Source organism: Flaviaestuariibacter terrae, assembly GCF_054777635.1.
The window spans coordinates 1,252,058-1,267,692 of record NZ_BAAHAL010000006.1; the positions used below are offsets into that span (position 1 = coordinate 1,252,058).

Annotated in this window: 14 protein-coding genes and 1 tRNA gene; 7 read left to right on the forward strand and 8 right to left on the reverse strand. The window is 59.8% G+C overall.

What is annotated here, in order from left to right; translation table 11 throughout:
• Positions 1 to 84 precede the first annotated feature (84 nt).
• Entirely contained in the window at positions 85 to 948 is an 864-nt protein-coding gene (locus ACYU7Z_RS06175) for a hypothetical protein (protein WP_460568460.1), read from the reverse strand.
• A 179-nt stretch (positions 949 to 1,127) separates the two neighbouring features.
• Between ACYU7Z_RS06175 and mutS the strand changes: the two genes are divergently transcribed.
• Positions 1,128 to 3,728, forward strand: a complete 2,601-nt coding sequence (mutS, locus tag ACYU7Z_RS06180) for a DNA mismatch repair protein MutS (RefSeq protein WP_460568462.1) — start codon at positions 1,128 to 1,130, stop codon at positions 3,726 to 3,728.
• A 284-nt stretch (positions 3,729 to 4,012) separates the two neighbouring features.
• The gene (locus ACYU7Z_RS06185) at positions 4,013 to 4,504 is read left to right on the forward strand and encodes a CHRD domain-containing protein (protein WP_460568464.1); all 492 of its coding nucleotides are present in this window, start codon (positions 4,013 to 4,015) and stop codon (positions 4,502 to 4,504) included.
• Positions 4,505 to 4,652: 148 nt separating this feature from the next.
• Here ACYU7Z_RS06185 and ACYU7Z_RS06190 read toward each other — a convergent pair whose 3' ends face one another.
• The gene (locus ACYU7Z_RS06190) at positions 4,653 to 5,042 is read right to left on the reverse strand and encodes an SET domain-containing protein (protein WP_460569144.1); all 390 of its coding nucleotides are present in this window, start codon (positions 5,040 to 5,042) and stop codon (positions 4,653 to 4,655) included.
• A 78-nt stretch (positions 5,043 to 5,120) separates the two neighbouring features.
• On the opposite strand from ACYU7Z_RS06190, the gene mgtE reads away from it, so the two are divergent.
• From mgtE to ACYU7Z_RS06215, 5 genes are all read left to right on the forward strand, one after another.
• Complete coding sequence (gene mgtE, locus ACYU7Z_RS06195; RefSeq protein ID WP_460568466.1) at positions 5,121 to 6,536, forward strand: magnesium transporter; 1,416 nt, start codon at positions 5,121 to 5,123, stop codon at positions 6,534 to 6,536.
• A 292-nt stretch (positions 6,537 to 6,828) separates the two neighbouring features.
• A complete protein-coding gene (locus tag ACYU7Z_RS06200; RefSeq protein WP_460568468.1) occupies positions 6,829 to 7,533 on the forward strand; it encodes a hypothetical protein in 705 nt (234 codons plus the stop codon).
• 127 nt (positions 7,534 to 7,660) lie between these two features.
• Complete coding sequence (locus ACYU7Z_RS06205) at positions 7,661 to 10,057, forward strand: PAS domain-containing sensor histidine kinase (protein WP_460568470.1); 2,397 nt, start codon at positions 7,661 to 7,663, stop codon at positions 10,055 to 10,057.
• Positions 10,054 to 10,458: a response regulator gene (locus tag ACYU7Z_RS06210; RefSeq protein WP_460568472.1), complete on the forward strand. Its 405-nt coding sequence runs from the start codon at positions 10,054 to 10,056 to the stop codon at positions 10,456 to 10,458. Before ACYU7Z_RS06205 ends, ACYU7Z_RS06210 begins: the two co-directional genes overlap by 4 nt.
• Before the next feature lie 134 nt (positions 10,459 to 10,592).
• Positions 10,593 to 11,327, forward strand: a complete 735-nt coding sequence (locus tag ACYU7Z_RS06215) for a DUF72 domain-containing protein (protein ID WP_460568474.1) — start codon at positions 10,593 to 10,595, stop codon at positions 11,325 to 11,327.
• On the opposite strand, the gene ACYU7Z_RS06220 is transcribed toward ACYU7Z_RS06215, so the two are convergent.
• The 6 genes from ACYU7Z_RS06220 to ACYU7Z_RS06245 all read right to left on the reverse strand — a co-directional run bounded on the left by ACYU7Z_RS06220 (position 11,324) and on the right by ACYU7Z_RS06245 (position 15,568).
• Positions 11,324 to 12,628: a glycosyltransferase 87 family protein gene (locus ACYU7Z_RS06220; protein ID WP_460568476.1), complete on the reverse strand. Its 1,305-nt coding sequence runs from the start codon at positions 12,626 to 12,628 to the stop codon at positions 11,324 to 11,326. The two genes, ACYU7Z_RS06215 and ACYU7Z_RS06220, sit on opposite strands and share 4 nt — an antisense overlap.
• A gap of 10 nt (positions 12,629 to 12,638) precedes the next feature.
• Positions 12,639 to 14,066: a serine dehydratase alpha family protein gene (locus ACYU7Z_RS06225; protein ID WP_460568478.1), complete on the reverse strand. Its 1,428-nt coding sequence runs from the start codon at positions 14,064 to 14,066 to the stop codon at positions 12,639 to 12,641.
• 37 nt (positions 14,067 to 14,103) lie between these two features.
• Positions 14,104 to 14,580, reverse strand: coding sequence for an FKBP-type peptidyl-prolyl cis-trans isomerase (locus ACYU7Z_RS06230; protein WP_460568480.1), 477 nt, complete (start codon positions 14,578 to 14,580; stop codon positions 14,104 to 14,106).
• Between the two features lie 42 nt (positions 14,581 to 14,622).
• Positions 14,623 to 15,102 (reverse strand): FKBP-type peptidyl-prolyl cis-trans isomerase, encoded by a 480-nt coding sequence (locus ACYU7Z_RS06235; protein ID WP_460568482.1) that lies wholly within the window; start codon positions 15,100 to 15,102, stop codon positions 14,623 to 14,625.
• A 33-nt stretch (positions 15,103 to 15,135) separates the two neighbouring features.
• Positions 15,136 to 15,459 (reverse strand): hypothetical protein, encoded by a 324-nt coding sequence (locus ACYU7Z_RS06240; protein ID WP_460568484.1) that lies wholly within the window; start codon positions 15,457 to 15,459, stop codon positions 15,136 to 15,138.
• Positions 15,460 to 15,497: 38 nt separating this feature from the next.
• Positions 15,498 to 15,568, reverse strand: a tRNA-Cys gene (locus ACYU7Z_RS06245).
• Positions 15,569 to 15,635 lie beyond the last annotated feature (67 nt).

The window sequence follows — 15,635 nt, forward strand, 5'->3', positions numbered from 1 at the left end:
CGCAAAGGTAAGAACAAAGGTTTTGGGGGTTTTGAAGGTTTTGAAGGTTTTGAAGGTTCAGGAAGGTTGGCGTCGGAGCGATCTTCAGAGTCCCTCTATGAACGAATCACTGGCCCGGAGCAGCCGGTACAGGCAGATAGTCCGGAGTTTCGTCCTTTGTTCCTCGTTTCGTTGCTGCAGGTTCGACTGGCTCACAAAGTAAGCCCCGTTGTAATCGTAGCCGGCTCCCAGAAGGTGGTAGACGTATATGTACCTGACCTCGCCGTTGCGGGAGTGCGCCACAGTTTCGGTGCGGAAACCGGATTTCCGGATCATATCCTCTGCCGCGGCAGCCAGTTCTTCCGGGGAATACCTGCGCCGAAGCAGACGCACGAAATCTGCTACGTATCCCTCGTATCGATCCTTGGTTGTAAGGTAAAAAAGAGTTGATTTCTCCAGGAAAGCTGCCGGTGCAAACACCCGGATCGCGGAATCTATGTTGCCAATACCCTGGAGGGCCAGCATCCAGGCATGCCGGTACCGGACTGGAAAATCGGGCGGACCGAAGCAACGCTGGACCTGCTCCGGAATATGCAAAGCGTAATCGAGAATATAAAGTGCCGAGTCGTAGCGGCATTCAGCGAGGTAATATTCTGCCAGATCAACGCCCCACTCCCGCTTTTGCCCCTTGCTGAACGAACCATCGTAAAGTGCGGCGCGGATAAGTGCCTTGCGCTCACCAATTGCTGCAGCGTGAATTTCGCAGGTATGAGCGGCTTCCAAAAAAAGCATCCGCTTGGAGCTATCGGTATTCCGTTCGGCTTCGACACGGACCAGCCGGGCAAGTTCAGCGTACCTGTTTTCCCGCAGCAAGCGCTCCCAGTCTTTCCAAAACGAATCTGTCAGGTCCTGCGCGGCAGCAAAGCCCGGAGGAATCAGCAAAAGGCAGAATAAGAGCAGTCGGCGCATGGAATCCTTTGCAAGAGAAGACAAAGAAGCGGACGGAGATGCTGCCTCGGCCTTTCCGCGTCCATTTTGATCATTCTAAAAAATCTGCGTTCTTTCTCTTTTCTGGGGATAAAAACCGGTTTCCCTGAGGTTTTTCACAGGTTTTGTTGGACCGGCCGGGCTATTTTTGCCGCTACGCTATGAGCAAAACGAAAAGTGCAGAAACCCCGCTGATGCAGCAACACGGCGCCATCAAGGCCCGTTACCCCGATGCCATCCTGCTGTTCCGCGTGGGGGATTTCTACGAGACCTTCGGCTCCGACGCCATCGTGGCCGCGGGCGTGCTGGGCATCACCCTCACCAAGCGCAACAACGGCACCGCCGACAACGAGCTCGCCGGGTTTCCCCACCACGCCCTCGATACCTACCTGCACAAGCTGGTGCGCGCCGGCTACCGCGTGGCCATCTGCGACCAGCTCGAAGATCCGAAAACGGCCAAGGGCATCGTCAAGCGTGGCGTCACCGAGATGGTTACACCGGGCACCGCCACCAACGACAAGCTCCTCGAGCACGGCTCCAACAACTTCCTGGCCTCGCTGCACCTCGAAAGCGACGAAGTGTACGGCCTTGCCTTTCTCGATATCTCCACCGGCGAATTCTTCGTGGCCCAGGGCGACCGCGAGTATGCCGACAAGCTCCTTATGGGCTTCCGTCCCGCGGAAGTGATCTTCCAGCGGCAGCACCAGAAGCGCTTCAAGGAAGAATTCGGCAGCCGCTTTTATACCTATACGCTCGATGAATGGGTGTTTCAGCAACATTATGCCGAGGAATCGCTGCTGAAGCATTTCGACACGCATTCGCTCAAAGGTTACGGCGTCGACGGTCTTGGCGCCGCCCTCGTGGCCGCCGGCGCGGTGCTGCACTACCTCAAAGACACCGAGCACCCGAACCTGCAGCACGTGACCGCCTTGCAGCGCCTCGAGCGCCAGGAGCACCTTTGGCTCGACCGGTTTACCATCCGCAACCTGGAGCTGCTCCACAGCCCCGTCGAAGGCGGCGCCACGCTGCTCAAGGTGCTCGACAACACGCTGACACCAATGGGCGCGCGCCTGCTGAAGCGCTGGATCGTATTCCCGCTGCGTGAGCTCGAGCGGATCAACGAGCGCCTCGACGTGGTCGAAAGCCTGCTGCTCGATGCCGACCTCCGCGAAAAGCTGGGACATGCCCTCCGCCCCTGCGGCGACCTGGAGCGCCTCGTGTCGAAGATCCCGCTCAAAAAGATCAACCCGCGCGAGCTCCTGCAGCTGGCCCGGGCACTCCGGCAGGTAGCAGCCATCCGCCAGCTGCTCCAGGGGCACAACAGCGCTTACCTGGCCCGCCTTGCCGATACCCTAAATCCCTGCGCGCTGATCGCCGACAAGATCACGGCCTCCATCGCCGAGAACCCGCCGGCGCTTGCCGCCAAGGGCGGCTTTATTGCTCCCGGCGTGCACGAGGAGCTGGACTCCTGGCGCTATATCGCCCACAACGGGAAGGAATACCTGCTGGAGCTGCAGCAGCGCGAGTCGGAGCGCACGGGAATCCCCTCGCTCAAGATCGGCTTCAACAACGTATTCGGCTATTACCTAGAGGTGACCAACACGCACAAGGACAAGGTGCCCGCGGACTGGATCCGGAAGCAGACGCTGGCTAACTGCGAGCGCTACATCACCCCCGAGCTGAAGGAATACGAGGAAAAGATCACGGGCGCCGAAGACAAGATGCTGGTGCTCGAACTGCAGCTGTTCGACGGGCTGCTCGGCGAGCTGCACGACTACCTCGCTCCCATCCAGACAAACGCGCAGATCCTCGCCGTGCTCGACTGCCTCGCCTGCTTCGCGCAGAACGCCCTGCACTACGGCTACCGCCGCCCGGACATCCACGAGGGCGACGAGCTGGTCATCACGGAGGGACGCCACCCGGTGATCGAGCGGCAGCTGCCTCCCGGCGAGCCCTACATCACAAACGACATCACACTGGATAAAGACGAGCAGCAGATCATCATCCTCACCGGTCCCAACATGAGCGGTAAGAGCGCCCTGCTGCGGCAAACGGCCCTTATCACCCTCATGGCGCATATGGGCTCTTTCGTGCCGGCAACCGAGGCGCGCATACCCCTGACCGATAAGGTCTTTACCCGCGTGGGCGCCTCCGACAACCTGAGTGCCGGCGAGTCGACCTTCATGGTGGAGATGAACGAGACGGCCTCCATCATCAACAACATCTCGCCGCGCTGCCTCATCCTGCTCGACGAGATCGGCCGTGGCACCAGCACCTACGACGGAATCTCCATCGCCTGGAGCATCGCCGAATACCTGCACAACGCGCCGCAGGCTCCGAAGACCCTCTTCGCCACGCACTACCACGAGCTGAACGAGCTCGAAGAAAAGCTGCCGCGCGTGAAGAACTACCATGTCACCAACCGCGAGATCGGCGGCAAGATCATCTTCCTCCGCAAGCTGGCCCGGGGCGGCTCCACGCACTCCTTCGGTATCCACGTGGCGAAAATGGCCGGCATGCCGCCGGAGCTCCTCGCCCGCGCGAAGGACGTACTGCAGCAACTCGAGGCGCAGCACGTAGATGCCTCGCCGGCGGAAGGCCTGCGCCAGCTCACCGCACCCAAGGTGCAACTGAGCATCTTCGATGCCCACAGCCAGACTTTCGACGACATCCGCCGCGTGCTGGAGAACCTGGACATCAACCGGCTCACACCCGTGGAGGCCCTGCTGAAGCTGAATGAGATCAAGGGACTGTTGAAGTAAAGTGGGGAAGTCGGAAGCAGGACCTCGGAAGCTGACGCCGTTACTTGTTAGTAAGGGAAAGCGCCGTGGAGCTATGGCCGGCAAAGCAATCTGCGCCGACCTGACTGCGCTGCCCGATTGCTGCAGCGCCGGGTGAAAGCGATTGTTTCGCTACGCGCGCAATGACGGAAGTAAGGAATACCTCCAGCTTCGCACTTCCGACTTCTGAACTTCTTTCCATTAAGTGGACAACTCGATTTCCACAGATGGGAAATAATACTATTTTCGCAGCAAATCAGCCCGCTATGTTTCAAAGACTGAGTTTACTCCTGCTCTCGGCAGCTACCCTCGCCGCGGTTTCGTGCAAGAAGTCGCCCGAGACTGCCATTTACTCGGGCACGAACCTGCCGCTCAACGCCGCGCAGGTCGTTCCGACACCTGCCACGCCTTCGACGGCTACCGGCAGCATCAACGCATCGTACGACAACGGTACCCGCACGCTGAGCTACACCGTGAACTGGGCCAACACCATGGACTCCGTAACGTCGATCCGCGTATACGGTCCCGCCGAAGCGGGCTTCCAGGGCGCCGTCCTGCAGCAGTTCCCCTACAACACTCCGGCCGTTGGCACACCGCCGCGCCGCAAGTCGGGCAGCTTCTCCCAGTCGCTCGCCGTAGACAATACGGTTGTTAAGGAAAGCGAGCTCCTCGCCGGCCTGTACTACATCCAGGTCTTCACCAAGACCTCGACCACCGTTCCGGAACTCCGCGGCCAGATCCTCCTGAACCGCCAGTAAGAAGGAAGGGAACAGAAGAACAAGGAACAAGGAATTATGAATAATGAAGGGAAGTCTGAAGAAGGCTTCCCTTTTTTATTTGCCACTCCAATCAACCCGCTCCCTTCCGATCAACATTCCTTGTTCCTTGTTCTGCTGTTCTGTTGATCTAATGGGCATCAAACCAAAGCGGCGAATCGCTGTCGGGAACACCATTGTAGTTGATGAACAACTCCGATCCTTTCCTGACGTCGCGGACGGTGCGCACGAGGATGAGGCCCTCGTCGTAGTGCATTTCGTATTCGCAGTTGGCGTCGTAGGCATGGTTGTACAGCGACACGTAGCCGAGGGCCACGCAGCATTGGGTACGGCTCTTCCCCCACTCGAAGATGTAGTCGTGGAGCAGTGTTTTTTCCAGCAGGGCGCGGTGCCGGGCACTCAGCACGATCACGGGAGCCACTTCCACAAGGGTGTTGGCCGACATGGCCATATCCGTAAAAACGCCGCGGCCGCGCGAGCCGGCAGCGGTCACCTTCAGCGCCGGATGCGTATAATTCATTGGTTTCACGGGGCAAAGATTCGGAATTATCTTCTTGTACGGGCAAAGCGATTGCAGTTCGGACCGTATTTTTGAAGCATGTCGCTGGAATTATTGAAGCAGGAGTTTGAGCATGTGCTGCAGAGTGAAGACCCGCAGGCCCTGCACCAGTTTCTCGATCAGCAAAACATCACCGAGATCGCCGACCTCGTTTACGAGGAGCCGGAACGCGGCAGCGAGATCGTGAGCGCCATGTCGGTGCACCGCGCCGCGGGCGTGTTCCGGATCCTTGAGTTCGGGATGCAGAAGCGGATCATCGAGGAACTCTCGGCGACGAAGGTGGCCGAGCTCCTCAACGAGCTCCCTCCCGATGACCGTACCTCCTTCCTCGAAGACCTCCCCAGCAGCGTCGTGCGCGAGCTGATCAAGCAGCTCAACCCCGAGGAGCGCAAGGTGACGCTGTCGCTGCTCGGCTACCCCGAAAACAGCGTGGGCCGCCTCATGACACCCGACTACGTGTATGTGAACGAAGACAATACCGTGGCCGAAGTGCTCGAGGTCATCCGCCGCAAGGGCAAGAACACCGAGACCATCGACGTCATTTATGTCATCAACGACAAGGGCGAGCTGATGGACGACATACGGATCCGCGAGTTCATCCTCGCCGACCCGTACAGCCGCGTGAGCGAGCTGATGGACGACCGCGTGATCGCCCTCAATGCCTACCAGGACCAGGAAGAAGCAGCCGAGGCGTTCAAGATGAACAACCGCGTGGCGCTGCCCGTAGTGAGCAATTCCAACAAGCTGCTCGGCATCGTGACCATCGACGATATCCTGTGGGTGGCGTCGGAGGAGTTCTCCGAAGACATGCAAAAATTCGGCGGCACGGAAGCCTTGCGTGAGCCGTATTTAGACATTGCCTTTTTCCGGCTCATCCAAAAGCGGGTAGGCTGGCTGCTGGCGCTTTTTATCAGTGAGTTGCTCACGACATCGGCGATGACCTACTTCTCCGATGAAATGGAGAAAGTTGCCATCCTGGCGATCTTTATACCACTGATCACTTCCAGCGGGGGCAACAGCGGCTCGCAGGCTTCGACACTCATTATCCAGGCCATGGCAGTGGGCGATGTCACACTCGCCGATTGGTGGCGGGTCATGCGTCGCGAAATCTTCTCAGGACTCGTGCTGGGCGCCACCTTAGGGCTTGTGGGCTACTTCCGCATCTTCATCTGGCACGAGCTGATCGCCTCAGGCGTTATGCATATGCAGAACCCGGACGTACGGGCTTCGTACTTGCAGCACTGGAATGCTGTGGGCATGACGGTTGGATTTTCGCTTCTCGGCATTGTGATGTGGGGAACGCTCGCCGGCTCTATGCTCCCGATCCTGCTCAAACGCCTCGGGGCTGACCCCGCTACCTCGTCGGCACCTTTCGTAGCAACCTTGGTCGATGTCACCGGGATCATCATTTATTTTTCAGTGGCCTACCTCGTACTCACGGGGTCGCTGCTCTAGTTGAACCACGTTTCAGATTCCCTTATTTCCCGGGATAGTCCGAACGCTGTTTGATACAAAAGCCCCGCCTATGGCGGGGCTTTCTGCTGCAAATGGTCAATGCTCAATGTTCAATAGCCAATGCTCAAAGAGGGCGGATGTAAGGCGGTACTCCGGTGTACTTGAAAATTGAATATTGAGCATTGAAAATTGAACATTACCGGCCTTAGGACAGGTCGACGCAGAAAGTACGCGCCCCTTTCAGCGAACGGGCGGCTAGGCACGACAGTTGCCGTATATACGAAAACGAGTTATGGCAAAGGCAGACGATAATCGGCGCAACCGCGCCCCGGAAAACGATCCGTCGAAAGCAATGGACAGCAAGCGGGAGGTAGAGCAATCGCCCGACGCGAAAACCGACCAGGATTTCCCGGGCTACCCGCACTACCCCGCCAAGGAGGATATCATGGACAAGCGAACGGACAGCCACCGGGTTGACGTGGATGTGGAAAATCTTCCCAACTCACGCAACCTCAGCGGCGTGAGCCAGCGCTTCAACGGCAACAGCGGCAGCAACCGCGAGCCGGAGGCCAACCGCAACGGCGACGTCAGCGAAGGCGAAAGCGATGCGCTCCGCAGCACCGACAGCCGGCGCCGCGAGATCGGCGCCCCGCAGGACGTGGACAGCGACGACCTCGGCCTGCGCCCCGGCACCGACGCGGATGTGAGTCCCGATGAGGCCCGCGCCCTCGCCAACACCGACCGTGGCACCATCGACAGCGACAACCTCCGCCGCGCGGCCCTCGACGACCGCGACTTCGAAGGCGAGCCGCTCAACGAAGCCTCCTTCGGCAACAACCGTACGGGCAGCGACCTCGACGTGCCCGGTGCGACGGATGAGACCGAAACGGAGTCACTGGGCCAGGGCGACGAGGAAAACAAGTACTACAGCCTCGGCGGCGAGCGTAACGAGCCAAACGAGGAAGACCCCTACTCGGGCCCCGATCGCGAATCCTGATCGCACCCGCACTGCATATCGAAAGGGAGGCTCGCCTCCCTTTCCCTGTTCGGGGCATTGCCGTTTTGGGCGTACCTTTAAACCAGATTTTTCACCCGGCCCCGAGCCATCCCAATAAATTCAGTTCGTGCATAGCCAAGCAGAAACCCAACAACCAACGCTCGACCTGGAATACCTGCCTTCTTTTGCGCAGTACCTGCTGACGCAGCAGCTCGAGGACCTCATCCGCCTGCAACGACAACTCGCCCTCGAGGAAGACCTTCCGCTGCTTCGCCAGGTGGCCCACCTCGACACCGACACCCAGCTCTCGCTGCTCCGCACATTTGCCCAGGAACAGCTTAGCTACCTCGCCGAAAACCGCGCCGCCGACTGGATCGAAGTCAGCATCCGCCACTGGCTCGAGAACGAATTTCCCTTCGACCGCTATGCCTTGCTTTCGGAAGACATCAGCAAGACAACCTATATCCGCAAGAAAAGCTTCCTGCAATTCCTGCCGGGCTATTGCACCGATACCGGGCTCATGCTCCAGGTGATCGAAGAGATCGACCGCTTTCACCTCGAGCACAGTAAGGCCGTGATGAACACCTTTTCGCGCCTTATGGAAGAGCGCCTCCAAAGCCGCGAGGCGCAGCTGCTCGAAGCCCAGGCACTGGCGCATATCGGCTCCTATGTGTGGGACCTGGAAACGGGTCAGTCGTCGGTAACGCCGGAGCTGACAAGGCTGCTGGAGGTGGAAAACGACAGCTTCACATTCCTCAGCCACGTGCACGAGGACGACCGCGCCCGCGTGGAAGAAGAGCTGGCAGCGGCCCGCATCAGCGGCCGCTTCGACAGCGAGTTTCGCTACCGGCACAGCAGCGGGATCAAATACCTCTGGTCGCGCGGGAAAGTGCAGTACCGCGACGACAAAGCCGTTTCGATCGCCGGCACCGTGATGGACGTGACCGACCGGCAGCACCTAATGCACCAGATGCAGGAGAAGGAACACTTCCTGCGCAAGCTCGCCGACGCGACGCCGTCCATTATCGCGGCCTACAGTATCAAGACGGGCGCTTATTCCTTTGTGAGCGAGGGGATGGAAAAGCTGTTGGGCTATTCCCCACTCGAGGTGTACGAGAAAGGGTCGGCCTTCGTTACCAGCCTGATTCATCCCGACGACCTCGCAACCCTTCAAAACCGCAACAAGGAGATCATCGACGAAGCCAATGCGAACCCCGAGCGCGAGCCGGTCGCCGAGTTTCGCTTCCGCGTGCGGCATGCCGACGGCTCCTGGCGCTGGCTGCACACCTTCGGCACCGTGTTCGACCGCGACGAGACGGGCCAAGTGGCCCACGTGCTCAACATCAGCCTCGACATCACCGAGCAAACCGACGCGCAGCACAAGATCCGCGAGCAGGAATATTTTATCCAGCAGATCGCCGATGCCTCGCCGATGGTGCTCTATCTTTTTGATATCCCGAGCGGCTGTTTCCATTACCTCAACCGCGAAATTTTCTACGTGCTCGGGTATACGCCCGAGGAAGTGCTGGCCATGACACCCGAGCAGGTAAGCAGCCTGTACCATCCCGAAGACCGGCACCTTCTGCCCGAGCGCAGCGGCAGCGACAGCCACTTCCAGTACCACGAGTCGATGATGCAGTACGAGTGCCGCCTCCGCAAGAAAGACGGCAGCTGGTACTGGCTCCTTGCGCGCGAGATCGTGTTTCGGAAAGACGACCAGGGCGGCATCCTGCAGATCCTCGGCGCAGCGCTCGACATCAACCGGCGCAAGGAGATGGAGCGGACGCTGCTCCAGAATTCGTTCCAGCTCGAACAGAGCAACGCCAGCCTCGAGGAGTTCGCATACGTCGCTTCCCACGACCTGAAGGAGCCGCTGCGCAAGATCTCGACCTTCGGCGACCGCCTCGTCGCCACACAGGTGAACCTCATGACGGAAGACGGGAAGATGTATCTCCGTAAAGTGGTGGATGCGTCGCAGCGGATGCAGACGATGATCGACGACCTGCTTTCGGTATCGCGCATTTCCGGCAACCGCTCTTTTGAAAATACAAGCCTCCAGAGCCTGCTCAACGACGCCCTGCAGACACTCGAGTTCAAGATCGAGCAGAAGGGCGCCACGATCGACGTCGACGAGCCCCTCCCCGAAGCCAAGGTGGTGCCGTCGCAATTCCGGCAGCTGTTTCAGAACCTCCTGAGCAACTCGCTCAAGTTTGCCCGTGAGGACGCCGCCCCGGTTATCCGTATCCGTTCGAGCGTGCGTACACCCGAAGAAGTACCGGCGGGCGTGGCGAAGGCCCCGGCCTACCTGCAGCTGGAATTCACGGATAACGGGATTGGCTTCGAGCAGGAATTTGCCGGCAAGATCTTCCAGATCTTCCAGCGGCTTCATGGCCGCAGCGAATACGAGGGCAACGGCATCGGCCTGGCGATCGTTAAAAAGATCGCCGAGCACCATGGCGGCACTATTTATGCATCAGGCACGCCCGGCGAAGGAGCCGTCTTTACCCTAATTTTACCCCTATGAGGAAACCCTACGAGATCTGGATCGTAGACGATGATGCCGATGACCGCGAAATCCTGCGCGATGCGTTCTCCGCAAGCCGGAGCGGCGATGAGTATGGCTTCCAGGAGAACGGCGATGCCCTGCTTGAAGCACTCGCGGCCCGCAAGACCGACGCGCTGCCCTCGCTGATCATGCTCGACCTCAACATGCCGGGTAAGGATGGCCGTGAGGCCCTGCGCGAGATCAAGATGCACGAAGACTTTCACCGCATCCCAATCGTGGTGTTCACCACGTCTTCTTCCGACCGCGACAAAAACCATTGCTATAACCTCGGCGCCAACTGCTTCGTCACAAAGCCCGATACCTTCAAGAAGCTCGTCGAGCTCGCCGGGCATGTACAAAGCCTGTGGCTGCCTGCATAAAACAAAGTTTGTAGTTTGTAGTTTGAAGTTTGGGGTTTTGCAGGTAGTTGCGTAGCGTGGCGAACTCCAAACCGGAAACCGCAAACGCCAAACTGTCAATAACCTGGTGGCACCATTATTTTGCCTTCCCGTTCATGACTCACCCGATTGACTGGAAGATCGGTTGCTCCGGCTTTCATTACGATAGCTGGAAGGAGGTTTTTTACCCGAAGGGCCTGTCGAAGAGCCGCTGGCTGGAATACTACTGCGGGCACTTCAACTCGCTCGAGATCAACAATACCTTTTACCGGTTCCCCGAGCTTCGCACCTTTGAAAGCTGGTACCAACGCACGCCGCCCGGCTTCAACTTTTCGGTCAAGGTGCCGCAGCAGGTAACGCACGTGCAGCGCTTCGAGGACAGTGCCGACCTCGTAACCGAATTTTACCGGCTTGCCGCCGCGGGTCTACAGGAAAAGCTGGGCTGCATCCTGTTCCAGCTGCCGCCCTCGATGACCTACGACAGGGCATTGCTTGATACGATCCTGGCGCAGCTTTCCACCGAGTTCAACAACGTGCTGGAATTCCGCCACGCAAGCTGGTGGAAGCCTTCGGTCTACGACCGCCTCCATGCCGAGGGCGTCACGTTCAGCGGCGTGTCGTACCCGGGCCTTTCGCCGGATGTGATCTCGAACGCACCGCTGATTTACTACCGGTTTCACGGGGCGCCGCGCCTGTATCACTCGGGGTACAGCTATGAATTTATCAACCAGATCATCGACCTGATCCGGACCGATCCGCAGGCACGAAAGGCCTGCCTGTATTTCAACAACACGGCCGACGCCGCAGCGCTGGCAAATGCACGGACCGCGCAGGCATTGATAAAGGGTTAAGGCGCCGTTGCTACGGGCTCCGGCCAGAGGTGGATCAGCAGCGCAAGCAGCAGCAACACTTCACCAAGGGCATGAAGCAGCGGGCTCGCCGCCGGGAAGCCGATTACGAGGCATAGTCCCGACAGCAGCAGCGGCCAGACAAATGTTCTTCGCCGCGGCTCAAGCAGCAGCACAAGCGAAGGGACGATCCAGAGGATCATGTTGTACGTGCCGCGGGGCGCGGGCACCAGCACTTCGAGCCATACATAGAGAAGAAAGCCGGCAAGCAGCAGGTCGGACGCACTGCCGTTGCGGAAACGTCGGCGCAGGAGCACGACGATCGTGGCAGCGCCAAATGCGAAGACATTCAGGAAGGCCTTCGGAGGCAAGCCCCGCAGCCAGTATTGGTATTTGAAAAACAGCGACGGCAGTCCGCCGATGCGGAAGTCCTGGTGCGCCCGCTGGATCCATTGCGCGTCGAGCCCTTCCACCTGTTGCGGGAAGCTCCACACAGGCGTGACCACCGGTGCCGAGCGAAGGAGTCCGGAATAGATGGCCATGGAGCGGGTGTAGTCCTGCCAGAGCGGCGACAGCAGCATGTGCAGGGCCAGCGGCAGGCCGGCAGCGAGTGCGGCGGCCAGCATCCGCCAGCGGCCAGCGAGCAGGAAGGGCAGACCGAATACGACCATCGTCGGCCGCAGGTATACCAGCACCGCGAGCAGCACACCGGCCGCATACTGGCCCTTGCGCTGCGGGCTTTCGGCCAGGCGGAGCAGCCCGGCAAGACCGGCCGCCAGCAGCATGTACGACTGGCCGCGCTCCACATTAAGCAGCCACAGCGCCGAGCAACCGAAAAACAGGAAACCCACGCCCAGTGCGCGCAGCCGCGCCTCGTCGGAAGGGCCGCGGCCCGGGAGCAGCCAGCCGAAGCAAAGCGCCAGCAACACATATTGCAGCAGCGTCCACAGCCAGCGAACGGTGCCGAAACCGAGCGGGTTGAAAAGAACGTGGAGATAGAGAAGTCCGGGCGACACCGATACGCCGTTGACCTCGGCGGGATGAAGCGGGTGGTGCGGCGTGATGATCCACCGGTCGGGGTCGCCGGGACGCCACTTGTAGAAATACGGTGACTCGCCGGCCGCCAGCAGCCGCGCCCCGACCACGCGGGTGCGGAGATCGACGCCGCCATAGTCGCGGGTGTAGTGCACGGACCGGGAGATGCTCAGCATCAGCAGCGCCGACAGCAGCAGCGCGCTGAGCGGCCCGAGCGCGCGCGGGCGCCGGGCGGCGACCAGTTCGTATGCGGTACTGAGGGCTCTCATGCGGGCATCGTCAGCATTCGCTGAGGCTAAGGGGGATATTTACAGCCAGGCCGCCCTCGGCGGTTTCCTTGTATTTGCTGTTCATGTCGAGCGCCGTGGCCCACATCGTATCGACAACTGCGTCGAGCGACACCTTGGCGTAATCGGGCGCGCTCTGAAGTGCCAATTGCGACGCGGTGATGGCCTTGATGGCGCCCATCGTGTTGCGCTCGATACAGGGCACCTGCACGAGGCCCGCTATGGGGTCACAGGTCATGCCCAGGTGGTGCTCCATGGCGATCTCGGCCGCCATCAGCGCCTGCCGCTGCGAGCCGCCGAGCGCTTCGGTAAGCGCCGCCGCCGCCATCGACGACGATACGCCGATCTCGGCCTGGCAGCCACCCATCGCCGCGGAGATCGTGGCGCCCTTCTTGAAGATGGAGCCGATCTCGGAAGCCGTCAGCAGGAACTGAACGATCTTATCATCCGTAACACCGGGATAAAAGACCTTGTAATAATGGAGCACGGCGGGGATAACACCGGCAGCGCCGTTGGTGGGTGCCGTCACCACTCGGCTGAAGGAGGCATTCTCCTCGTTCACCGCCAGCGCGAAGCAACTCACCCAATCGAGAATGTATTGAAACTGGTTGCCGCCCGAGCGCACGGCTTCGATCCAGCTGTCGTAATCCGCATAGCTTTTGCCCTGCAGCAGGCGCGCGGCAAGCGGCGCGGCACGGCGCTTTACGTTGAGCCCTCCGGGCAGCGTGCCTTCCGTATGGCAACCGCGGTACACGCATTCCTGCATCACCTTCCAGATGCGCAGCACACCGGCCCGCGTTTCAGCTTCAGGGCGCCAGGCGTTCTCGTTCTCGGCCACCACTTCGTGAATGTTGAGGCCGGTCTTGCGGCACCAGTGGAGCAGGTTCTCGGCATCGTTGATCGGGAAAGGCAGCTGTACGCTGTCCTTGACACCGCTCGTCTCTCCTTCCTTCAGCACAAAGCCGCCGCCGATCGAATAGTAGGTATCCGAAATCTGCGCGCCGTCGCCGAAGCTGACGAGAAAGCTGAGGGCATTGGGATGGTACGGCAGCGACTCGGTCATGAGGAACTCGATGTCGGTGGCGGGGTCGAAGGGAACAGGCTGCGTGCCGGCGAGGAGCAGTTGCCGCTCCGAACCGATCCGCGCGATCTTGCTATCAAGCTGGTCGACGGGAACGGTTACCGGGTCTTCGCCATTGAGGCCCAGGAGCACGGCCACATCGGTGCCATGTCCCTTGCCGGTTTTGGCCAGCGATCCGTACAGCAGTACCCGCAGCGAGCGCACCGAGCCGAGGCGTCCGGCTTCCTGCAGCGATGCCGTGAAGCGTTGCGCGGCACGCCAGGGTCCCAGCGTGTGGGAGCTCGATGGGCCGATGCCGATCTTGAACATGTCGAATACGGAAATCGCTTCGTGTGCCAAGGGATTGCTTTTGATAAAGGTAGCTCAATCGCCGCGCCTACTGGACGTCGACGAGTGTGACGTCGAAAATGAGAATGGAGTTGCCGGGGATGCTTCCGTAGTTGTTCGGACCGTAGCCTAGCGACGGCGGAATGTACATCAGGATATGCCCGCCTTCTTTGACCAGCGGCACGAGGTTCGTCCATCCTTTGATGACGCTGCCGAGGCTGAAGGTGGCGGTTCCGGCATCGAACTGGCTGCCGTTGGTAAAGCGCCCCTGGTAGGTGGCGGTCACCGAAGAGCAGGCGGTTGCCGCGTCGCCGCTGCCGCCGTCGAGGATCTTATAATAAGCGCCGCTGCAGTGCTGTACAGCCCCGCTGATGTTGTTTTGCGTGAGATAAGCCTGTACCGCGTTGATCTCTGCCTGCGGCGCCACGGTGGCGCAGGCGTCGTAGCGGCAGCCGGTGTCTTTTGCCTTCAGGCAGGAAGCGAAGAGAAACAGTACGGGAAGAAGTGCGATCCGGAATTTTTTCATGACTGGTTTATTGGGTGCGGACGCCGTGCGCCGCCCGGTGGATTAGTTGACGCCGATGAGCTTAACGTTGAACTTGAGATACGAGTTGGCCGGGATCGACGCGAAGGCGGAGCCACCGTAAGCCATTGTAGGCGGCAGGTACATGTTGATCTCGCCGCCGGTGCGGATCTTGGGCAGCAGGGCGCGCCAGCCTGTGATAACCTGCTTCATGTCGATATTGCCGTATTGCGTGCTGTCGAAGCGGCCGCCGCCGATGACCCAGCCCTGCGAGATCACGTTGACATTGCTGCAGGGATCGATGGAGGCACCGGTGCCGGGGTTAACGATCTCGTAAAAGCCGCCGGTGCAATGCGGCGTAGCCGTGATGCCCTGGCTGGTCAGGAGGCTGTCGAGAAAATCAAGCTCGCCCTGCGGGGCGAAAGCGCTGCGGCATTCGTCGTAGTTGCAGCCCGTATCTTTTGCTTTGAGGCAGGAGCTGGCGAGGATCAGGAGCGCCAGGGCGGCGCCGATGGTCTTTTTCATTCGATTTGCTTTATGGGTGGACAAGATTTTGTTTCAGGGCGCTGCATTTTGGTTCTCGCGGTGCAGCAGCGTCTGGTAGCGTTCTTCATTCTGGTCCCACTCGTGCTGGGCCGAGAAGTAGCTCATAAAAATGACGATGCCGACGGCTGCAAGGATGACGACGAGGATGACCGATGAATGGGTGCGGATGACGGCGGTGGCACGCTCGTACCAGCCGGTGAAGATGCTGACGAACAGCACCGCCACGATCAGCACGCTGAGGGGCAAGCCCGAGGAGAGCCGCGATGCGACCGACTTGCGGCGGTTGCGCTGCACCGCCCAATAGTCAATAAAGGCCTTTTCTTCCGGTGTAAGCATAGACAGCAAAAAATCCCGCGGGCGGGATTTCAGGTTTGAGGTACCAAGCAGATTCGAACTGCTGTAGCAGCTTTTGCAGAGCTGAGCCTAGCCACTCGGCCATGGTACCGGATTCAGCGGTAAAGATTACCGTTGGGCAGGCCGCGAAAATAGATATTTTTACGCAATTAATACCT

Excerpts from the sequence above, each read along its gene's own strand:
- ACYU7Z_RS06175 (WP_460568460.1), bottom strand. The coding sequence starts at position 948 with ATGCGCCGACTGCTCTTATTCTGCCTTTTGCTGATTCCTCCGGGCTTT.
- mutS (WP_460568462.1), top strand. The coding sequence starts at position 1,128 with ATGAGCAAAACGAAAAGTGCAGAAACCCCGCTGATGCAGCAACACGGC.
- ACYU7Z_RS06185 (WP_460568464.1), top strand. The coding sequence starts at position 4,013 with ATGTTTCAAAGACTGAGTTTACTCCTGCTCTCGGCAGCTACCCTCGCC.
- ACYU7Z_RS06190 (WP_460569144.1), bottom strand. The coding sequence starts at position 5,042 with ATGAATTATACGCATCCGGCGCTGAAGGTGACCGCTGCCGGCTCGCGC.
- mgtE (WP_460568466.1), top strand. The coding sequence starts at position 5,121 with ATGTCGCTGGAATTATTGAAGCAGGAGTTTGAGCATGTGCTGCAGAGT.
- ACYU7Z_RS06200 (WP_460568468.1), top strand. The coding sequence starts at position 6,829 with ATGGCAAAGGCAGACGATAATCGGCGCAACCGCGCCCCGGAAAACGAT.
- ACYU7Z_RS06210 (WP_460568472.1), top strand. The coding sequence starts at position 10,054 with ATGAGGAAACCCTACGAGATCTGGATCGTAGACGATGATGCCGATGAC.
- ACYU7Z_RS06215 (WP_460568474.1), top strand. The coding sequence starts at position 10,593 with ATGACTCACCCGATTGACTGGAAGATCGGTTGCTCCGGCTTTCATTAC.
- ACYU7Z_RS06220 (WP_460568476.1), bottom strand. The coding sequence starts at position 12,628 with ATGAGAGCCCTCAGTACCGCATACGAACTGGTCGCCGCCCGGCGCCCG.
- ACYU7Z_RS06230 (WP_460568480.1), bottom strand. The coding sequence starts at position 14,580 with ATGAAAAAATTCCGGATCGCACTTCTTCCCGTACTGTTTCTCTTCGCT.
- ACYU7Z_RS06235 (WP_460568482.1), bottom strand. The coding sequence starts at position 15,102 with ATGAAAAAGACCATCGGCGCCGCCCTGGCGCTCCTGATCCTCGCCAGC.
- ACYU7Z_RS06240 (WP_460568484.1), bottom strand. The coding sequence starts at position 15,459 with ATGCTTACACCGGAAGAAAAGGCCTTTATTGACTATTGGGCGGTGCAG.